The following is a 19754-nucleotide window of genomic DNA, read 5'->3' on the forward strand; positions in this document are numbered from 1 at the left end:
AACGCATTCTGATCGTCGGGTTCCGTGATCCGGTGATCTTTGACTGGGACATGGTCGACCTGCCCGAAAAAGGTAATCGCCAACTTGGCGAGATCCTGCACAAGAAGTCTGGGGAGCCGTTCATCGAACATGACGGTGATCGTTATTACGACCACAAGAAGCACAAGGTCCACGACAAATACACATTGACCGACAAGCTCTGGGCGTATTTGCAGAACTACAAGAAAAAGCATCAGGCGGCTGGTAACGGCTTTGGGTACGGGATGGTTACCGCACAGTCCGTTACCAGAACCCTGTCGGCCCGCTATTACAAGGATGGATCTGAAATCCTGCTGTATCAGGGCGAGCAGAAGAACCCACGCCGTCTCACGCCGCGCGAGTGTGCACGCCTCATGGGCTTTCCGGATTCGTTCGAGATTCCCGTTTCGGACACGCGTGCCTACAAACAGTTCGGCAACTCGGTTGTCGTGCCAGTGATGCAGGCTGTTGCCCGAGCAATGCAGCCCATGATCGTCGAAGGCACTGAAGCACAACAAACGACTGTGCGCAAGGCGGCCTGATTAATAAAGCGCGTGACAGACGTTGTAGACAAAGCCACACGGAGCCGGATGATGTCCGGCATCCGAGGCAAGGACACCAAGCCGGAATTGTTTGTTCGCAAGGCATTGCATGCTAGGGGATTCCGGTACAGGCTAGGTGGGGCCGGACTGCCCGGCCGTCCTGACTTGGTATTTCCTTCCCGGAAAATTGCCATCTTCATACATGGCTGTTTTTGGCACAAACACGAGTGTCGATACTTCAAGTGGCCCGACAGCAATAGTGATTTTTGGTTCAGAAGATCAACAAGAATGCCGAACGGGACGCTTGCACCGTGTCTGATCTTGAGGCTATGGGTTGGCGCGTTTGTGTCGTCTGGGAATGCGAGTTGCGCGAAACCCGCTACCAAGAGCCGAATCGCGTGATCGAGCATTTGTCGTGCATACTTAATGCAACCAAATAAGCTCCGATCGTATGACCACGCTCCGATCCTGTTTCACCGGCGTTGCTGCCAAATACCTTAGTGCCGTAGATGCGACACCCAGTACATCGAACCAGCACGAAATAAACTCAAACAAATTCACGGCCATCCTGGGCGACCCCGGTACATCCAAGGTCATTTTTGAGGCAACCTTTCTGTATTTCAATCCTGATGCTGATGAACCTGAAGCCTGCGAAGACCGTGTCACTTGGTACGACACGCGTGTTGGGCAGACACATCGCAGCGCTGAATACCGACTTTACTATCGCCGCAATCCGGTAACCGAACTTCTGCGGGAAGGCGATTTCTGCCTGATTGGAATGCAGACAACAGGCAAATTGTTGATAGCAATTGCAAGGCCAGGCTCTCCGGAGGAATATCGCCTGAGACACCTGTTCGAAATGGAGCAGCCTGTTGGCCGCTGGCTGGTAGACAGTTCCATCAAGGAATCGCGAATTACTCTGGCCACGCGACAAATTCTGGAGGCCATGGGCATTGAAGCGGCCCAAAGTTTTGCGCTGGATTTAGATCAACTGCTAAGCAGATTCAACAAAACATTTCCGGCCACCAAGGTTTTCTCGCAATACGCACGGGATACTTTGCCCAGTCCTGTTTCGGCAATTGATGACCCGGATGGTGCATTGGAGGCATGGATGGAGCATGAAGAAATCCTGTTCCGTGCACTTGAGCGATCAATCGTCAAGGAAAGGCTCATCTCCGGCTTTGCTGAGGTCGAGGACTTCATCAGCTTTTCACTTTCAGTGCAGAACAGAAGGAAGTCCCGGGTAGGTCATGCTTTGGAAAACCATCTGTCAGCTGTATTTGACGCGAACGCTGTACGTTACGAACGCGGTGCACGAACCGAAAATAATTCGCGACCTGATTTTTTGTTTCCGGGAGCGCATGAGTATCACGCTGTCGGAGTTGAATCGCCTCCATTAAGGATGCTCGGTGCCAAGACAACCTGCAAGGATCGATGGCGGCAGGTGCTGACAGAAGCCGCCAAAATCCCCGAAAAACATTTGTTCACGCTCGAAACAGCCATTTCCGAAAATCAACTGCGTGAGATGCAGGCAGCTTCTTTGACTCTGGTCAGTACCCCGACAGTTCTGGCGACATATCAGGCACCCACGGGAATGACAATGAACCTGTCTGAATTTGTCACCGTAGTAAAGTGAGTTTTGGGGTTACCCGCCAGATTTACCTCACCCGGTAAGATGCACAATCCGATGCCTCCCTACATCGAGTTGTTCTACAACCCCAAGCGCCGCCGCAATACTTCTGGCGGCGTTTCTCCGGTAGAGTTCGAAAAACGTCAATCCCAACAGCTCGGAAGTGTCTAGTAGATCCGGGTCAATTCAGAGCAAGACAATGGACCAAACACGGCTAAATGAACTCGCTTCCGCATTGCAACGCAAGGGGGCAAACAAGCCTTGTGACAGGTGCGGCCACAGCCAGTTTTCTATCATTGATGAGACGCTATTGACAATGCAGCCGCTAAGCGGGGGCTTTGTTGTAGGCGGTGGCGGCGTTCCTGCGGTCGTTGTTGCATGCAATAACTGTGGGAACCTTTGGCACCATGCGTTGGGTGCTCTCAACATGATTCCTCCCGAGCTCAGGAAGGATGCTTCATGAACGGCGTTGACGAAAATCCAGCTACGTTCGGGGCTGCTGATGACGACCTGACCGGTAGACTTGCAAGCAAGAAGATGGACTTGGAATCCGGCGTACTGGGGAAATTCTTTGGTAGTGGTGCTACTGCCCCGACGAACATAGCGGGATTTCTTGTAATCGGGTCGTTTGTCATGCTGGCGGTGTCAATGTTTATGACGTCCACACCAGACCTTGTCGATTCGCGCAAGGCGCTCGGAGGATTAATAAGCGCCGGCTTGGGATTCATTTTCGGCGCCGCGTCCAAAAAATAGTTTTGATAGACAGGGAATCCCGATGTGCCGCTCAGGATAACATTCGCGGAACCTTGACCGTGTTGAACTTCTGGTTTGTTGCAAGATGCTCTTGTCCGCAACTGCGGAATGTCAATCAATCCTTCCCTAGGTGACTTGGCGGACAACTCGGCCAGCTGTTAGAATTCAAACAGGCCCTTCGATTCACGAACGCCCAAGTTCCACTTGGGACGCTAATGTAGTGAACGCGGGGCCTTTTATTTTGTCTTCTGCTTCTTCGAAAACTCGGGGCGGACAGCGGCATTGGCAGGTTTGAAAAGCCAATGACGGTACGGGTCATGCCAAAGATGCTGCATACCGTTTGGGCGCCCAGTACTGGTTCCAATGTTGAAAGCCTTGCCGCCATATGTAGTCCGGATTTCGGAGAGGATGTGTCTGTAGACCCGTTCCTTTGCGATGGTGCGTTTGCCACGCCGTGCGCTACCTTCGGGCTTTTCTTTGTGCTTGTCATTCAGCCGGAACTGAATGGCGCCCAGGACCAGATCCAGTGCTTGCAGGATGTCATGTTCCTTGGAGTCAATTTCGGCCAGTTGATCCTGTCGAATTGAAATCCCCGCCCTGCGCCATTCACTGTTTTGATTCAACCCCGTCACAAAGCCTTTGAAGGCCAAGCATTTCTCTGCCGTATCTGGCAATTTGTCGAAGTAAATGCGGATACCTGCTGCGGGTCGGTCAGGCAAGCCAGCGAACTTCAAACCGAAGGCATGTTTGATGAACTGGTAATAAAGCAGGAAGAAGCCGTTTTCCCTTTGCTCCGATGTCAGGCGGTGGGCTGAAAAGTAGTTCTGCGTGAACATGACGCGCAGCTTGAGTTTGCCTTCTCGGACCAGATCAAAAATTTCTGTCGCCAAGGCCATGTATTTCTGGGCATAAGGCTCGGTGATCTTTTGCCATTTGACCTCTCCCAGAAGATTCAGTGTCTGCTTGCGGGTGGCAAGACGTGTAGCCACCTCCTTCAGGTGAATGGACTCAACCAAAGCACCACCATAAAAGTTGGCAAAGTGCTTGCCGGATGAGTCGGATTCGTCGCAGTAAAGAACGAGCTCACGTGCCATTCAGTGCCTCCCTTGGCCTGGCCATCATCGAAACCCGCCCGACTCTCTGTGGCCGTTGGTGGCGGGGTTTCGGCAGTTCAATCACTCAAACGTCAATATTCCCCGCCCGCAGTGCGTTGGTTTCGATGAAGTCGCGGCGCGGCTCCACTTCGTCGCCCATGAGCATGGTGAACACACGATCGGCTTCGATGGCGTCGTCAATTTGCACGCGCAGCAGGCGGCGCACGGTAGGGTCCATGGTGGTTTCCCACAGCTGCTCGGGGTTCATTTCGCCCAGGCCTTTGTAGCGCTGGCGGGCGGTGGTGCGTTCGGCTTCGCCAATGAGCCACTGCATGGCCTGGCGGAAGTCGGCGACCTTGTCTTCTTTTTGCTTGTCGCCTTCGCCACGGGTAACTTTGGCACCTTCACCCAGCAGGCCGCGGAAGGTGTCGGCCGCTTCGGCCAGCGCGGCGTAGTCAGCGCCGTGCACAAAGTCTTGGGTGAGCAGGCTGCTCTTGATGTTGCCGTGGTGGCGGCGGCTGATACGCAGGATGGGCTTGTCGGTGCGCACGTCAAACTCGGCGGCCACTTCGGCGGGCACGCCGGTGGTGTTGAGCTCGCGCAACTTGGCCTGAAGCGCGGGGGCGCAGGCGGCGGCGTCTTCCAGCGTGTCCAGGTTCAAGGCCACGCCATCGGCAATCGCGCGCAGGGCTTCCTGGTCCATGAAGTTGGACAGGCGTGCGATCACGGCTTCGGCCACCTGGTGCTTGCGCGCCAGGGTTTCCAGCGTTTCGCCAGTCAGCACTTGCGGTGCGCTGCCGCCGGTGTGCACGGCGGCGTGGTTCATGGCCACACGCAGCAGGTAGCTGTCCAGGGCGCCTGCGTCTTTCAGGTACAGCTCTTCTTTGCCGTTCTTGACTTTGTAGAGCGGCGGCTGCGCGATGTAGATGTGGCCGCGCTCGACCAGGTCGGGCATCTGGCGGTAGAAGAAGGTCAGCAGCAGCGTGCGGATGTGCGCGCCGTCCACGTCCGCGTCGGTCATGATGATGATGCGGTGGTAGCGCAGCTTGTCCGGGTTGAAGTCGTCGCTGTTGCTCTTGCCGCTGTCTTCACCGGCTTTACCGATGCCGGTGCCCAACGCCGTGATCAGCGTGATGATTTCGTTGGACGAGAGCAGCTTTTCGTAGCGGGCTTTTTCGACGTTCAGGATCTTGCCGCGCAGGGGCAGGATGGCCTGGAATTTACGGTCGCGGCCTTGCTTGGCCGAGCCGCCGGCGGAGTCGCCCTCGACGATGTAGATTTCGCACAGGGCTGGGTCTTTTTCCTGGCAGTCGGCCAGTTTACCGGGCAGGCCCATGCCGTCGAGCACGCCTTTGCGGCGTGTCATTTCGCGGGCTTTGCGAGCGGCTTCGCGCGCGCGGGCGGCTTCCACAATCTTGCCGCAGATGATCTTGGCGTCGTTGGGGCGTTCTTCCAGATAGTCGTTGAGTGCTTTGGCCACGATGTCTTCCACCGGGGCGCGCACTTCACTCGACACCAGCTTGTCTTTGGTCTGGCTGCTGAACTTGGGCTCGGGCACTTTGACCGACAGCACGCAGCACAGGCCTTCGCGCATGTCGTCGCCACTGACTTCGACTTTTTGCTTTTTGGCGATCTCGTTTTTCTCGATGTACTTGGCGATCACACGGGTCATCGCGGCGCGCAGGCCTGTGAGGTGGGTGCCGCCGTCACGCTGCGGGATGTTGTTGGTGAAGCACAGGACCGATTCGTTGTAGCCGTCGTTCCATTGCATGGCGACTTCGACACCGATGCTGGTGCCGGGGATGCCGCCGTAGCTGTCGGCAGGGCGCTCGCCCATGGCATGGAAGGCGTTGGGGTGCAGCACCTTTTTGTTGGCGTTGATGAAGTCCACAAAACCTTTGACGCCGCCAGCGCCCGAGAAGTCGTCTTCCTTGCCGCTGCGCTCGTCCTTCAGGCGAATGCGCACGCCGTTGTTGAGGAAGGACAGCTCGCGCAGACGCTTGGCCAGGATCTCGTAGTGGAAGTCGTTGTTCTGCTGGAAGATGTCGGTGTCGGGCAGGAAGTGAACTTCGGTGCCGCGCTTGTCGGTGGCGCCGGTGACCTTCATGGGCGAGACTTCGACGCCGTCCACCGATTCGATGATGCGGTTTTGCACAAAGCCTTTGGCGAACTCGATCTGGTGCACCTTGCCATCGCGGCGCACGACCAGGCGCAGCCACTTGGACAGGGCGTTCACACACGAAACGCCCACGCCGTGCAGACCGCCCGAGACCTTGTAACTGTTCTGGTTGAACTTGCCGCCCGCGTGCAGCTCGGTCAGCGCGATTTCGGCGGCAGAGCGCTTGGGCTCATGCTTGTCATCCATCTTCACGCCGGTCGGAATGCCACGACCGTTGTCGGTCACACTCAAGGAGTTGTCGGTGTGGATGGTGACGACGATGTCATCGCAGTGGCCCGCCAGTGCTTCGTCGATCGAGTTGTCCACGACCTCGAAGACCAGGTGGTGCAGACCGGTACCGTCAGACGTGTCGCCGATATACATGCCGGGGCGCTTGCGCACGGCTTCCAGGCCTTCCAGGATCTGGATGGCGCCTTCGCCATAGCCTTCGGAGGCACCCGCCTGATGCGCGTCGATCTTGGGCTGGGCGGTGGTGAAGGCGTCTTCGCTGGGCTTGTTTTCTTCGGTCATGGTCAAAATTCTCTGTCGCTTTAATGGTCAAAAACCCGCCAGGGGCTGGCGGGTTTTGCGCGCGTTGCTTGCAGCCTGCATCAGATGCGCATGGGCATCACCACGTACTTGAACTTGTCGTCCTCGGGGATGGTGAGCAAGGCGGAACTGTTGGAGTCCTGCAGGTCCACACGCACCATGTCCTGGTCCATGTTGGTCAGCACGTCGATGATGTAGCTCACGTTGAAACCGATCTCGATGCTGTCGCCGCTGTAATCGATGTCGAGTTCGTCCACGGCCTCTTCCTGCTCGGCGTTGGTGGACGCCACGCGCAGGGTGCCGGGCTCCACACTCAGGCGCACGCCCTTGAACTTTTCGCTGGTCAGAATGGCGGTGCGGTGCAGACACTGCAACAGCGCCTGGCGACCCAGCGTCAAGCTGTTGCGATGGCCTTTGGGAATCACGCGGTTGTAGTCGGGGAACTTGCCCTCGACCAGTTTGGTCACGAACTCCATGCCGTCAAAGCTGAACTTGGCCTGGTTGTTGGCAAACTGCATGTCGATAGCGCCGTCGTTGTCGCTCAGCAAGCGCTGCAGCTCCAGCACGGTCTTGCGCGGCAGGATCACTTCCTGTTTGCTGGGCACTTCTTCTTCGAGCGTGGCGCTGCTGAAGGCCAGACGATGGCCGTCCGTGGCGACCAGCGCCAGCTTTTTGCCCTCGGCCACAAACAAAATGCCGTTGAGGTAGTAGCGAATGTCGTGCACCGCCATGGCAAACGAGACCTGGCTGAGCAAGGTCTTGAGCGTTTTTTGCGGGATGCTGAACTTCGGGCCGAAGCTGGGCGCTTCCTGCACCAGCGGGAAGTCTTCCGCAGGCAAGGTCTGCAGCGTGAACTTGGACTTGCCACCCTTGAGGATGAGCTTGCTTTGCGAAGACTCCAGGCTCACCGTCTGGTCGGCAGGCATGGTGCGCAAAATGTCGATCAGCTTGCGGGCGCCCACGGTGGTGGTGAAGTCGCCGGGGTCGCCATCCATTTCGGTGGTGGTGCGGATCTGGATTTCCAGATCGCTGGTGGTCAGCTGCAGGGCATGGCCGGCTTTGCGGATCATCACGTTGGCCAGTACAGGCAGGGTGTGACGGCGCTCGACAATGCCTGCAACGGATTGCAGCACCGACAGCAATTTGTCTTGGGTGGCCTTCAGAACGATCATGTCTTCCTCTTCAATGGATGCAGGCTGATGTCAGCAAGCATTTTCGCCTGTTTTTGGGTCTTTTTTGGTCTTTTTCTCAACCTTTGAGCGTCTGCTCCAGCACGTGCAGCTGCTGGTTGAGCTCGGTCATCTGCTGGCGCTCAGCCCCAATCTTGCGTACCGCATGCAAAACCGTGGTGTGGTCGCGCCCGCCAAAGCTCTCGCCAATCTCGGGCAAGCTCTTTTGGGTGAGCTCTTTGGCCAGGTACATGGCAATCTGGCGCGGGCGGGCAATGCTGGCCGGACGCTTTTTGCTGTACATGTCCGCGACCTTGATCTTGTAGTAATCGGCCACGGTTTTCTGGATGTTTTCCACGCTGATCTGACGGTTCTGGATGGACAGCAGGTCGCGCAGCGCCTCGCGCGCCAGCTGGATGGACACTTCTTTCTGGTTGAAGCGGGCATAGGCGAGGATCTTGCGCAAGGCGCCTTCGAGCTCACGCACGTTGGAGCGCACGTTCTTGGCCACGAAAAACGCCACTTCTTCGGGCATTTCGCTGCCTTCGCTGATGGCCTTGTTGATCAAAATCGCCACCCGCATTTCCAGCTCGGGCGGCTCGATGGCCACCGTCAGACCCGAGTCGAAGCGCGACACCAGGCGCTCGTGGATATCGGTCAGGCCCTTGGGGTAGGTGTCGCTGGTCATCACGATGTGCGACTTTTTGGCCAGCAAGGCCTCAAAAGCGTTGAAGAATTCTTCTTGAGTGCGGTCCTTGTTGGCAAAGAACTGCACATCGTCAATCAAGAGCAGGTCCAGCGAGTGGTAGAACTGCTTGAACTCGTCAAAGGTCTTGCGCTGGTAGGCCTTAACCACATCCGAGACGAATTGTTCGGCATGAATGTACAAAACTTTGGCATCCGGCTTGTCCAGCAGCAGCTTGTTGCCAATGGCGTGCATCAAGTGCGTCTTGCCCAAACCCACGCCGCCGTAGATGAACAAGGGGTTGTACAGCTGCCCGGGCGCCGAGGCCACATGCATGGCCGCAGCACGCGCCATGCGGTTGGCCGAGCCCTCGACCAAGGTCTCAAAAGTCAAGGCCGTGTTCAGGCGGTGACGAAAAGCAGGCTCGTCGGGCTCAACACCCACCCGCTCTGCAGCAGCAACTTGAGTGGGCGAAGAGCGTCTTTCAGATCCATGCTTGGCGGGAGCTTCACGAGGAGTAAGCGCTAACTCAATTTGAACCGGAACACCCTGCACTTCTTCCAGCACGGCCGCCACCCGGGCCAGATACTGGGCACGGATCCAGTCCATCTTGAAACGATTGGCCACAAAAATGGTGACACTGGACAGATCGTCACTGACCTGCACATGCAATGGCTTGATCCAGGTGTTGAACTGTTGCTCGGGCATGTCACGGGACAGCATTTCCAGGGTGGCCGCCCACAGGGCCTGGCCGGCATCTGGCGCCAGCGTCTCTGAGAATTCAAGGGTCATGATGTTGTTGTTTTTGTGGACTTGTGTTTGTTATTTGCCGCTGCAGATGAAGGTTATCAAAAGCTTATCCACAGGCCGTTTTGGCAATCGGAGAGGGATCATAAACCAGTTTTGAAGACTTCGGGGCAGGGAAATTCCGAAGTTCACGACCGGGGGATTTGCTGCAGCACAAAAAGTTTGCGATAATCGACGGTTTCGCCAAGTGGGCGGGGTGCGTTGCGCGCCCTTGATCCCAAAGAAGGCAAAGGAAGAAGAATCATGAAACGCACTTATCAGCCCTCCAAAACCCGCCGCGCCCGCACCCATGGCTTTCTGGTCCGCATGAAGACCCGTGGTGGCCGCGCCGTCATCAACGCACGTCGCGCCAAGGGCCGCAAGCGTCTGGCTGTCTAAGGTCGATGGCTGCGCAGTCCTGTGCAGCCATGATCAGGGTCAGGCCTGCCCGTGCAGCGTTTAAAGACACGCCCACAATTTCAAGCCACCCTGGCCGGCGGTACGGTTTCGCGCACAGCGCACTTTGCCCTGCACCGTCTGGTCTGGGCAGCGCAGCCGCAGGTCGCCAGCGCACCAGCTCCCACATCAGGGTCTGCACCGGAGACGGCGCAGACCCTTTTTGGCTTTCCGCAACTGTGGATGGGTGCCATGGTTCCCAAACGCTGGGCGCGCCGCGCCGTCACCCGTAACGCCATCAAACGACAGATTTACAACGTGAGCACCTTGTTTGAACAACGCTTGCCGCCAGCCGCCCATGTGGTGCGTCTGCGTGCGGGCTTTGACCGCAAACAATTTGTCAGCGCCAGCTCGGACGCCCTCAAGCAGGCCGTTCGCAACGAGCTGATGGAGCTGTTCAGCCGTGCCTGCCCCAAGGAGGCCGCATGATGCGCCGCCTGTTGATGGCGCTGGTGCGCGGCTACCGTTTGCTGCTGAGCCCCAGTTTGGGTTCGGCTTGTCGCTTTGAGCCCACGTGTTCGCTGTATGCTCTGCAGGCGTTTGAAAAACATGGCGCCGGCGTGGGCAGTTACCTGACAGCGCGTCGGCTGGTTCGTTGCCACCCATGGTGCGCAGGCGGTCCTGACCCGGTCCCCGAAAAAGTGTCCGGCCTTTTCACTGGTTTGTTTTCCCACACCTCGTCAAAGTAAGTAGTCGCATGAACGATATCCGTCGATCCATCCTGTGGGTGATTTTTGGCTTCTCCATGGTCCTGCTCTGGGACAAATGGCAAATACACAATGGCCAGCCCGCCACCTTCTTTGCGCAACCGGCGTCTGCAGCAGCAGCCAAGGCCGATGGTTCCTTGCCAACAGCCAGCGCGGCCCAGGGCAGCGCCCAGCTGCCAGGCGCTGCTGGCGCATCTGCTGCCAAACGTGAGCTGATTGAGGTGAGCACCGATTTGTTCAACGTACGCTTTGACACCGAAGGCGGCTCGATTGTGCAGACCTCGTTCACCAAGCTGCTCAATAACGACAAGAAGCCTCTGGTGCTGCTCGACGACAGCGCAGAGCGCCGCTACATGGCTCAAACCGGCCTGATTGGCGGAGACTTCCCCAACCACAAGAGCCCCATGCGCTTTAGCGGTGAGCGCCAGATGGCCGAAGGCCAGGACAGCCTGTCCGTGCGGTTCGAGTCTGATGCAGTAGGCGGCGTCAAGCTGGTCAAGACCTACACCTTCAAGCGCGGCAGCTACGCCATTGGCGTCAAGAACGAAGTCATCAATGCAGGCTCGGCTGCAGTGCAGCCGCAGCTGTACATGCAGCTCGTGCGCGATGGCAACAAGCCCGAAGGCGAGTCACAGTTCTACTCCACGTTCACCGGTCCGGCCATCTACACCGAAGCCGCCAAGTACCAGAAAGTGGACTTTGAAGACATCGCCAAAGGCAATGCCGAAATCAACAAACAATCGGACAACGGCTATGTGGCCATGGTGCAGCACTACTTTGCTTCGGCCTGGTTGCTGGACCAGGGCGTGCAGCGCGAAAACTTTGTGCGCAAAGTGGGCGACAACCTTTTTGCCGTGGGCATGATCACGCCCCTGGGTGAAGTCGCTGCCGGCCAGAGCAAAGCCATTGAAAACCGTTTGTTCATCGGCCCTCAGCAGGAAAAAATGCTGGAAGCCCTGACCCCCGGCCTGGACTTGCTCAAGGACTACGGCTGGCTGGCCATGCTGGCCAAACCGCTGTATTGGTTGCTGGACAAGCTGCACAGCTTCATCCTGAACTGGGGCTGGTCCATCATGGCGCTGGTGCTGACCATCAAGCTGGCGTTTTACTGGCTCAATGCCAAGGCCTACGCCAGCATGGCCAAGATGAAAGCCATCAACCCCAAAGTGGCTGAAATGCGCGAACGCCTGAAAGGCGACCCGCAAAAAATGCAGCAGGAAATGCTGCGTATCTATCGCGAGGAAAAAGTTAACCCCATGGGTGGCTGCTTCCCGATGCTGATCCAGATTCCGGTGTTCATTGCGCTGTACTGGGTGCTGCTGTCCAGCGTGGAAATGCGTCATGCACCGTGGGTGGGCTGGATCACCGACCTGTCGGCACCAGACCCCTACTACATCCTGCCGATTGTCATGACCTTGACCACCGTGCTGCAAACGGCGCTCAACCCGATTCCGCCCGACCCGATGCAAGCCAAGATGATGTGGATCATGCCGCTGGCCTTCAGCGTGATGTTCTTCTTCTTCCCGGCCGGTCTGGTGCTGTACTGGATCACCAACAACGTGTTGACCATTGCACAGCAGTGGATGATCAACACCCGCCTGGGTGTGCCACCCGAGTTCAACTTGCCCAAGTTCAAGTAAGCCCGACACTTTGACTCCACAGGCCGCTCAAGCGGCCTGTTTCACATCCAACATCATGCTCGCCCGACATCAGGACCCCATCGTTGCTGTTGCCACCGCCCCGGGGCGCGGTGCGGTGGGCATTGTGCGCGTGTCAGGCAAGCAGTTGCAGCCCTTGGTCAAAGCGCTGTTTGCGCGCGAGCTGAAAGCCCGAGAAGCCACCTATCTTGCGTTCCCTGACGCAGACGGCAGCCCCATCGACCACGGCCTGGCGCTGTACTTTGCGGCCCCGCACTCTTTCACGGGCGAAGATGTGCTGGAGCTGCAGGCCCACGGCGGGCCCGTGGTGTTGCAGTTGCTGGTGGCGCGGTGTCTTGAGCTGGCCAAAACCTGCCTGCCGGGTTTGCGCGTCGCAGAGCCCGGCGAATTTTCAGAACGTGCTTTTCTGAACGACAAGATCGATCTCGCGCAGGCCGAAGCGATTGCCGACCTGATCGACGCCAGCACCGAAGCTGCAGCACGCAGCGCCAGCCGGTCGTTGGCGGGCGAGTTTTCGCGCGAGGTCCATACGCTGCGCGACGCGCTCATTCATCTACGCATGCTGGTCGAAGCCACACTGGATTTTCCGGAAGAGGAAATCGACTTTTTGCAAAAAGCAGATGCACAAGGCCAGTTGTCACGCCTGCGCCAGCAACTGCAACAAGTGATGCAACGCGCACGCCAAGGCGCCTTGCTGCGCGAGGGCATCAAGGTGGTCATCGCCGGCCAGCCCAACGCTGGCAAAAGTTCTTTGCTCAATGCGCTCGCGGGCGCCGAGCTGGCCATCGTCACGCCAATTGCAGGCACCACGCGCGATGTGGTGCAGCAAACCATCCAGATCGAGGGCGTGCCTTTGCACATCATCGACACCGCTGGCCTGCGCGAGGGCGAGGACGTGGATCAGGTCGAACAAATCGGCATCGAGCGGGCGTGGGGACAGATTGAGCAAGCCGACGCAGTGCTGTTCCTGCACGACCTCACGCGTGTGGCCTTGCCAGACTACAAGCAGTCCGACGCCGACATTGCACACACCCTGCAGCAACGTCTGCCTGCAGGCGTGCCCGTGATTGACCTGTGGAACAAGGCCGATGCCGCCAGCATCCCTGCCCAGGCTGACGGCCTGGTGCTCTCGGCCAAAACGCGTGAGGGCCTGGAAGCCCTGCGCCAGCGCCTGCTGCACGAGGCTGGCTGGCAACAAGCGCCCGAAGGCCTGTTCATCGCCCGTGAGCGACATGTGCAAGCCTTGCAGCGCGTCAATGAGCATCTGGCGCTGGCCGATGAGCACCTGCAAGCTCAGGCACAGAGCCTGGATCTGCTGGCTGAAGAACTGCGTCAGGCCCAGAACGCTTTGGGCGAGATCACCGGCGAGTTCAGCGCCGACGATCTGCTGGGCGTGATCTTCTCCAAATTCTGCATCGGCAAATAATCGGCCAATAGCATGCCTACAATGAAGCATGGCAAGCCTTGATCCGCCCATGACCAACCCAAGCACACCCTTGACCACGCCAGAGGCCATGCGGGGTGGGGTGGTTGCGATTGTGGACGACGAGGAGCAAATCAGCCGCGCGCTGTGTTTACTGCTGGAACTTCAACACATTGAGTCGGTCGCTTTTGCCTCGGCCGAAGCCATGCTCGAAGCCGTAGAGCTGCGAGATGGCCAGCTTTGGCTACAAGGCCAACACGCCAAATTGCCGGTTCAATTCGCCGTGCTGGACCTGAACCTGCCAGGCATCAGCGGCGTTGCCCTGGCCCACCGCTTGCGTGAAATGGCCCCCGCTCTGCGCATGGTGATCATGACAGCTGCCATGGCTGAGGAGCGCGCCTATCACGGCCCCCACCCTGAGGGCGTTGGCTGCCTCATCAAACCCTTTCGCCTTGCCGAGCTGGAAAAGGTAATGTTCCAAAGCCCTTGAGCTGCGCGACTCACAGGGTCACGTCGTACTCGATCGTGATGGGGGCGTGGTCAGAGAACTTTTCGTCCTTGTAGATGGCTTCTGTCCGGGCTCGCTCTGCAAGAGCGGGCGTGGCCAGGTGGTAGTCCAGACGCCAGCCCACATTTTTGGCATAAGCCTGACCACGGTTGCTCCACCAGGTGTAGCAAGCGTCTGTGGTGTCGGGCTGCAGCTTGCGGTAGACATCGACGACGCCGCCCTCTGTGGTCAAGCGCGTCATCCAGGCGCGCTCTTCGGGCAGGAAACCGCTGTTTTTGAGGTTGCCTTTCCAGTTCTTCAGGTCGGCTTCCTTGTGGGCGATGTTCACATCGCTGCAAATGATGAAGTCGCGCTCTTTTTTCAGCGCCATCAGGTGCGGGTACATCTTGTCCAGAAATCGGTACTTCGCCTCCTGCCGCTCAGGACCGGACGAGCCGCTGGGAAAATACACGCTGATGATGGACAGCTTGCGCGACGGCGTGTCAAAGCGCGCCTCCACATAACGGCCCTCGGCATCGAACTCGCCGCCGTCAAAGCCCACCACCACATCGCTGGGTTCGTGCCGGGTGTACACGCCCACGCCCGAGTAACCCTTTTTCTCGGCAAACTGGAAGTGCCCCTTCATGCCGGCGAGCACTTCGAATTTGCCCGCCACATCTGCAGCCTGGGCCTTGACCTCTTGCACGCAAATACAATCCGGAGCATGTTGCTCCAGCCAGGCCTCGACACCTTTGGTCGTGGCCGAGCGAATACCGTTGAGGTTAAGGCTGGTGAGTTTGAACAAGGAATTTCCCCATGAGTCATGCCGCAGGCACTGTCGATACAAAAGCCCTGGCACAAGAATTTGTGCAATTTGCCGTGGACGCTGGCGTGCTGCGCTTTGGTCAATTCAAGACCAAAGCCGGCCGCATGAGCCCCTACTTCTTCAACGCAGGCCTGTTTGACGATGGCGCCAAGCTCAGCCGCCTGGCTCAATTTTATGCACAGGCCCTGATCGCCAGCGGCATCGAATTCGACATGATCTTTGGCCCCGCCTACAAGGGCATTCCGCTGGGCGCCGCCGTCGCGGTGGAGCTGGCCCGCCTGGGCAAGAACGTGCCCTTTGCCTACAACCGCAAGGAAGCCAAAGACCACGGCGAAGGCGGCTCGCTGGTCGGCGCACCGCTCAAGGGCCGCGTGCTGATCATTGACGATGTGATGAGCGCCGGCACCGCCGCTCGCGAATCGATTGCCCTGATTCAAGCTGCTGGCGCCACCGCGCATGCGGTCACCATTGCGCTGGACCGCCAGGAAATGGCCACCGAAAAGCAGGCCGATGGCTCCACCAAAGACGTTCTCCACAGCGCCGTGCAATATGTGCAAAACACCTTGGGCCTGCAGGTGTGCGCCATCGCCAAACTCGAAGACCTGCTGGCCTACCTGGGTGCACAAGCCGGCAACGAACTGGGCCAACACCTGAGCGCCGTGCAGGCCTACCGCGACCGCTACGGTGTCTGAGCCATGCTGAAATACCTCACCATCCCGGTCACCGCCTTCCAGCAAAACTGCTCGCTGGTCTGGGACGACCAGAGCCTGCAGGCTGCCGTGATCGACCCCGGTGGTGACCTGAACCTGATTCTCGACGCAGTGGCCAAACTGGGCCTCAAGCTGGAACAAGTCTGGATCACCCACGGTCACCTGGACCACTGCAGCGGCGCTGCCGATTTGTCGGAACAACTGGGCCTGCCCATCATGGGTCCGAACAAAGGCGACTTGTTCTGGATTGAAGGCCTGCCCGAAGCTGCCATGAATTATGGCTTTCCTCCCGCGCGACCGTTTACGCCCACGCGCTGGCTGCAAGACGGCGACACCGTCACGCTCGGTGCGCACACGCTCAATGTGCGCCACTGTCCCGGCCACACACCGGGCCATGTGGTGTTTCATTCGCCGGAAATTTCCCGCGCCTTTGTGGGCGACGTGCTGTTTGCCGGCAGCATTGGCCGCACCGATTTTCCGCAGGGCGACTTTGACACCCTGATCGACAGCATTCGCACACGCCTGTGGCCCATGGGCAACGACACCGTGTTCATTCCCGGCCACGGCCCGGAAAGCACCTTTGGACGCGAACGGCGCAGCAATCCCTACGTGCGCGACCTCTGATCAGCCTTGCTGTCGCGCCTGCTCGTACAAGCGCTGCACCTTGGGCAGGTTCGACTGCAGCTCTTCAATGCGGTTGGAGCCACTGGGATGGGTCGATAAAAACTGCGGCCCGCCATTGCCGTTGGCCGCCAGCATTTTTTGCCACAGCTGCACGCTGGCCTCGGGCTTGTAACCACCGCGCGCAGCAATTTCCAAGCCGACCAGATCAGCCTCGCTCTCATCATCACGGCTGTATTTGAGCGTCAACAGTTGCGTGCCCAAGTCGGCCGCCACGTTGCCCAACTGCCCCAAACCCAACAGCTGCGAAGCCAGCGACAACCCGATGTTGGTGACCTGGCTTTTGGCCAGCCGCTCACGGGCGTGCTCGCGCAGGGCGTGAGCCATTTCGTGGCCCATGATCATGGCGATCTCGTCATCGGTGAGCTTGAGCTGGTCAATGATGCCGGTGTAGAACGCAATCTTGCCGCCCGGCATGCACCAGGCATTGAGCTGCTTGCTGCCAATCAGGTTGACTTCCCACTTCCAGTCCCGGGCACGCGGGTTCCACTGTGCGGTGAACGGAATCAGGCGCGATGCGATTTGGCGAATGCGCACCAGCTGCGGGTACGTGTCCGGCGCCAAAGCGCGCTGCGCACGAGCCTCACTCAGGGTCTGGCTGTATTGCTGGCGGGCCGAGTTCTCCAGCGTCTCGGCAGGCACCAGGTTGCGCACCTGCGAGGACGAGCCCACATTCACCTGCGCCAGCGCAGCGTCCGCCCCGACGGCACTGGTGGCCAACAAAAAACCACGCCGTGCATCCCACACGCGCGAAGGTGTGGAAGAAGAAGTTTTGAGATCACAAAGCCAACACATGATGCGCGAATAATAAACTTAAAGTTGTCACCCGATGACGGTACCGATAATGCTGGCATGAACACCCCATCCCCCACCCCCGAACGCTCCTGGCTAGCCGCCTTTGCGCTGTATCTGCAGCCCGCCAGTTTGCGCATGTTGCTGTTGGGCTTCTCGGCTGGACTGCCCCTGCTGCTGGTGCTGGGCACGCTGAGTTTTCGCTTGCGCGAAGCAGGCATTGACCGCAGCACCATTGGCTACCTCAGCTGGGTGGGGCTGGCCTACGGCTTCAAGTGGGTCTGGGCCCCGCTGGTGGACCGCCTGCCCCTGCCGGGCCTGACGCGCCGTCTGGGCCGTCGCCGCAGCTGGTTGCTGCTGTCGCAAGTGAGCATTGCTGCAGGCCTGCTGGGCATGGCCAGCTACGACCCCACCCAGGCCCTGGCGCCGCTGGTGTGGTGCGCTGTGGCTGTCGCGTTTGGCTCGGCCACACAAGACATTGCGCTGGACGCTTACCGCATCGAGTCTGCACAAGCCGACGAACAAGCCGTGCTGGCCGCCAGTTACCAGACGGGTTACCGCCTGGCCATGATCTGGTCGGGCGCTGGCGTACTGTGGCTGGCCGCCTATGCCCAGGGCGCAGACACCGGCTACGCGCAAAGCGCCTGGCAATGGGCCTACACCATCATGGCGGCCAGCATGCTGCCGGGCATGCTGACAGTGCTCACCTCACCCGAACCTGCGCCCGCCCCTCTCAAGCCCGCACGCACTATTGGTGAATGGCTCCACGGCGCCCTGATTGAACCTTTCGCCGACTTCTGGCACCGCTACCGCTGGCAAGCGGTGTTGGTGCTGTCCCTCATTGCGGTGTACCGCATCAGCGACGTGGTCATGGGCATCATGGCCAACCCGTTTTATGTGGACATGGGCTTCACCAAGGACGAGGTAGCTGCCGTCACCAAAGTGTTCGGCGTGATCATGACGCTGGTCGGCGCCTTTGTGGGCGGCGTGTTGTCGGCTCGCCTGGGCGTGATGCGCATTTTGTTTTTGGGCGCCTTGCTCAGCGCCGCCAGCAACCTGCTGTATGCCTGGCTCAGCCATGTGGGGCACGACCTCAACGCCCTCATCTGGGTAATCTCGGCTGACAACCTGTCCAGCGGCATGGCCTCTGCTGCCTTCATTGCCTACCTGTCTTCACTGACCAACATCCGCTACTCGGCCACGCAGTACGCGCTGCTGTCGTCCATGATGCTGCTCCTGCCCAAATTCATTGCCGGCTTCAGTGGCGACTACGTCAACACCTACGGCTACGCCGACTTCTTTACGGCCACGGCCTGGCTGGGCGTACCGGTGTTACTGCTGGTGGCACTGGCGGCGCGCGTGCACGCGAAAGCTTAAAGAAAATTCTGCAAATTCAAAATCAGATCTTGAATATGCAGGAGTGATGTAAACTCAAGCGCATGATTCCACGTCATATTCAACCGTTGTTTGTGCGGCAGGCTTCGCAATATCCAGTCGTTACCGTGATCGGGCCACGTCAAAGCGGGAAAACCACTTTGGCCAAAGCCTCTTTCCCCGACAAGCCTTATGTGTCGCTGGAAGACCCGGATGTGCGGCGCTTTGCGCTGGAAGACCCCCGAGGCTTTCTTGCCGGCTACAGCTCAGGCGCCATCCTTGATGAAATACAGCGCGCCCCAGAGCTGCCCTCCTATTTGCAAAGTCTGGTCGACCGCAACGACACGCCAGGTCAATTCATATTGACGGGCAGTCAACAATTTGAGCTGATGACGCAGGTCACCCAATCGCTGGCAGGCCGCACCGCCTTGTTGCGACTGCTGCCATTGACATTGGCCGAAGTTTCAAGCGCCGAACGCACACACAAAAGCCTCGCTTCGACCCTGCTTCATGGCTTTTACCCACGTATCCACGACAAGGACCTGGATCCATCCCAAACCATGGGCGATTACTTTTCGACGTACGTCGAACGAGACCTTCGCCAACTGGCTGCCGTTCAGGATCTGCGCCAATTTGAGCGCTTCGTGCGCTTGTGTGCTGGTCGCACAGGTCAACTGCTGAACTTGAGTAGCCTGGCCAATGACGCCGGCATCTCACAACCCACCGCCCGCGCCTGGATCGATCTTTTGCAAACGAGCTTCATTGTTCATTTGCTGCCCCCCTGGCACACCAACGCAGGCAAACGCCTGATCAAGGCGCCCAAGCTTTATTTCCATGACACCGCACTCGCTTGTTGGTTGCTGGGCTTGCGCACACCTGAACAGGTTCAGCGCGATCCTTTGTGGGGCGCACTGTTCGAAAATTTTGTAGTCATCGAAGCCCTCAAGGACCGGCTCAACGCAGGCGAAAGTGCCGAGCTGTATTTTTATCGTGACTCCGAAGGCAACGAAGTAGACCTGTTCATCCCCGTCGGTCGACAATTCCATGCTGTGGAAATCAAGGCCGGCGCCACCGTCAACCCAGACTACTTCAAAGGACTCAACCGCTTTGACAGCCACTTCCCTGGCGTTTTGCACGGCGGCTGCGTGGTCTATGGCGGCGAACAAGGCCAGAATCGAACGCACTGGCCCGTTCACCCCTGGCAACAGTTGCGCCACAAACCCCAGTAAGCCACCATCTCGTAAGCACGGTTTACC

At 58.6% G+C, this 19754-nt stretch carries 20 protein-coding genes; 14 read left to right on the top strand and 6 right to left on the bottom strand.

Annotated elements, in window-relative coordinates; translation table 11 throughout:
* The 4 genes from AAFM15_RS00045 to AAFM15_RS00060 form a co-directional block, all read left to right on the top strand.
* Positions 1-560: DNA cytosine methyltransferase (locus AAFM15_RS00045; protein WP_341684653.1), on the top strand; the 560-nt coding region annotated here is incomplete at its 5' end.
* Between the two features lie 51 nt (positions 561-611).
* Positions 612-962, top strand: a complete 351-nt coding sequence (locus AAFM15_RS00050) for a very short patch repair endonuclease (protein WP_341684818.1) — start codon at positions 612-614, stop codon at positions 960-962.
* 49 nt (positions 963-1011) lie between these two features.
* Positions 1012-2196: a type II restriction endonuclease gene (locus AAFM15_RS00055; RefSeq protein WP_341684654.1), complete on the top strand. Its 1185-nt coding sequence runs from the start codon at positions 1012-1014 to the stop codon at positions 2194-2196.
* Between the two features lie 453 nt (positions 2197-2649).
* Positions 2650-2943 carry a hypothetical protein gene (locus AAFM15_RS00060; protein ID WP_341684655.1) on the top strand — a complete coding sequence of 98 codons (294 nt, stop codon included), beginning with the start codon at positions 2650-2652 and terminating at the stop codon, positions 2941-2943.
* 236 nt (positions 2944-3179) lie between these two features.
* On the opposite strand, the gene AAFM15_RS00065 is transcribed toward AAFM15_RS00060, so the two are convergent.
* The 4 genes from AAFM15_RS00065 to dnaA form a co-directional block, all read right to left on the bottom strand.
* The gene (locus AAFM15_RS00065) at positions 3180-4037 is read right to left on the bottom strand and encodes a DUF3800 domain-containing protein (protein ID WP_341684656.1); all 858 of its coding nucleotides are present in this window, start codon (positions 4035-4037) and stop codon (positions 3180-3182) included.
* Between the two features lie 85 nt (positions 4038-4122).
* Positions 4123-6726 carry a DNA topoisomerase (ATP-hydrolyzing) subunit B gene (gene gyrB, locus AAFM15_RS00070; RefSeq protein ID WP_341684657.1) on the bottom strand — a complete coding sequence of 868 codons (2604 nt, stop codon included), beginning with the start codon at positions 6724-6726 and terminating at the stop codon, positions 4123-4125.
* Positions 6727-6806: 80 nt separating this feature from the next.
* Complete coding sequence (gene dnaN, locus AAFM15_RS00075) at positions 6807-7916, bottom strand: DNA polymerase III subunit beta (protein WP_341684658.1); 1110 nt, start codon at positions 7914-7916, stop codon at positions 6807-6809.
* Positions 7917-7992: 76 nt separating this feature from the next.
* The gene (dnaA, locus tag AAFM15_RS00080) at positions 7993-9390 is read right to left on the bottom strand and encodes a chromosomal replication initiator protein DnaA (protein ID WP_341684659.1); all 1398 of its coding nucleotides are present in this window, start codon (positions 9388-9390) and stop codon (positions 7993-7995) included.
* Between the two features lie 258 nt (positions 9391-9648).
* Here dnaA and rpmH point away from each other — a divergent pair, with 258 nt between their 5' ends.
* Genes rpmH through AAFM15_RS00110 form a run of 6 tightly spaced genes read left to right on the top strand, consistent with a single transcriptional unit; the run spans position 9649 to position 14118 of the window.
* Positions 9649-9783 (top strand): 50S ribosomal protein L34, encoded by a 135-nt coding sequence (gene rpmH, locus AAFM15_RS00085; protein WP_005798102.1) that lies wholly within the window; start codon positions 9649-9651, stop codon positions 9781-9783.
* Between the two features lie 51 nt (positions 9784-9834).
* A complete protein-coding gene (locus AAFM15_RS00090; protein ID WP_341684660.1) occupies positions 9835-10269 on the top strand; it encodes a ribonuclease P protein component in 435 nt (144 codons plus the stop codon).
* Positions 10266-10529, top strand: a complete 264-nt coding sequence (gene yidD, locus AAFM15_RS00095; protein WP_341684661.1) for a membrane protein insertion efficiency factor YidD — start codon at positions 10266-10268, stop codon at positions 10527-10529. Before AAFM15_RS00090 ends, yidD begins: the two co-directional genes overlap by 4 nt.
* Before the next feature lie 8 nt (positions 10530-10537).
* A complete protein-coding gene (gene yidC, locus AAFM15_RS00100) occupies positions 10538-12187 on the top strand; it encodes a membrane protein insertase YidC (RefSeq protein ID WP_341684662.1) in 1650 nt (549 codons plus the stop codon).
* A gap of 55 nt (positions 12188-12242) precedes the next feature.
* Positions 12243-13631 (top strand): tRNA uridine-5-carboxymethylaminomethyl(34) synthesis GTPase MnmE, encoded by a 1389-nt coding sequence (mnmE, locus tag AAFM15_RS00105; protein ID WP_341684663.1) that lies wholly within the window; start codon positions 12243-12245, stop codon positions 13629-13631.
* 28 nt (positions 13632-13659) lie between these two features.
* Positions 13660-14118, top strand: a complete 459-nt coding sequence (locus AAFM15_RS00110; RefSeq protein ID WP_341684664.1) for a response regulator — start codon at positions 13660-13662, stop codon at positions 14116-14118.
* Positions 14119-14128: 10 nt separating this feature from the next.
* On the opposite strand, the gene AAFM15_RS00115 is transcribed toward AAFM15_RS00110, so the two are convergent.
* Positions 14129-14920 (bottom strand): exodeoxyribonuclease III, encoded by a 792-nt coding sequence (locus AAFM15_RS00115; protein WP_341684665.1) that lies wholly within the window; start codon positions 14918-14920, stop codon positions 14129-14131.
* Between the two features lie 11 nt (positions 14921-14931).
* Between AAFM15_RS00115 and pyrE the strand changes: the two genes are divergently transcribed.
* Both pyrE and AAFM15_RS00125 read left to right on the top strand, forming a co-directional pair.
* Positions 14932-15633: an orotate phosphoribosyltransferase gene (gene pyrE, locus AAFM15_RS00120; RefSeq protein ID WP_341684666.1), complete on the top strand. Its 702-nt coding sequence runs from the start codon at positions 14932-14934 to the stop codon at positions 15631-15633.
* A gap of 3 nt (positions 15634-15636) precedes the next feature.
* Entirely contained in the window at positions 15637-16275 is a 639-nt protein-coding gene (locus AAFM15_RS00125) for an MBL fold metallo-hydrolase (protein WP_341684667.1), read from the top strand.
* On the opposite strand, the gene AAFM15_RS00130 is transcribed toward AAFM15_RS00125, so the two are convergent.
* Complete coding sequence (locus AAFM15_RS00130) at positions 16276-17127, bottom strand: M48 family metallopeptidase (RefSeq protein ID WP_341684668.1); 852 nt, start codon at positions 17125-17127, stop codon at positions 16276-16278.
* A gap of 57 nt (positions 17128-17184) precedes the next feature.
* Between AAFM15_RS00130 and AAFM15_RS00135 the strand changes: the two genes are divergently transcribed.
* Together AAFM15_RS00135 and AAFM15_RS00140 are read left to right on the top strand one after the other, a co-directional pair.
* A complete protein-coding gene (locus AAFM15_RS00135; RefSeq protein ID WP_341684669.1) occupies positions 17185-18501 on the top strand; it encodes an MFS transporter in 1317 nt (438 codons plus the stop codon).
* A gap of 62 nt (positions 18502-18563) precedes the next feature.
* Positions 18564-19727: an ATP-binding protein gene (locus tag AAFM15_RS00140; protein ID WP_341684670.1), complete on the top strand. Its 1164-nt coding sequence runs from the start codon at positions 18564-18566 to the stop codon at positions 19725-19727.
* The last annotated feature ends 27 nt before the right edge of the window (positions 19728-19754 follow it).

It is taken from the genome of Limnohabitans sp. (assembly GCF_038134685.1).
GTDB lineage: Bacteria > Pseudomonadota > Gammaproteobacteria > Burkholderiales > Burkholderiaceae_C > Limnohabitans_A.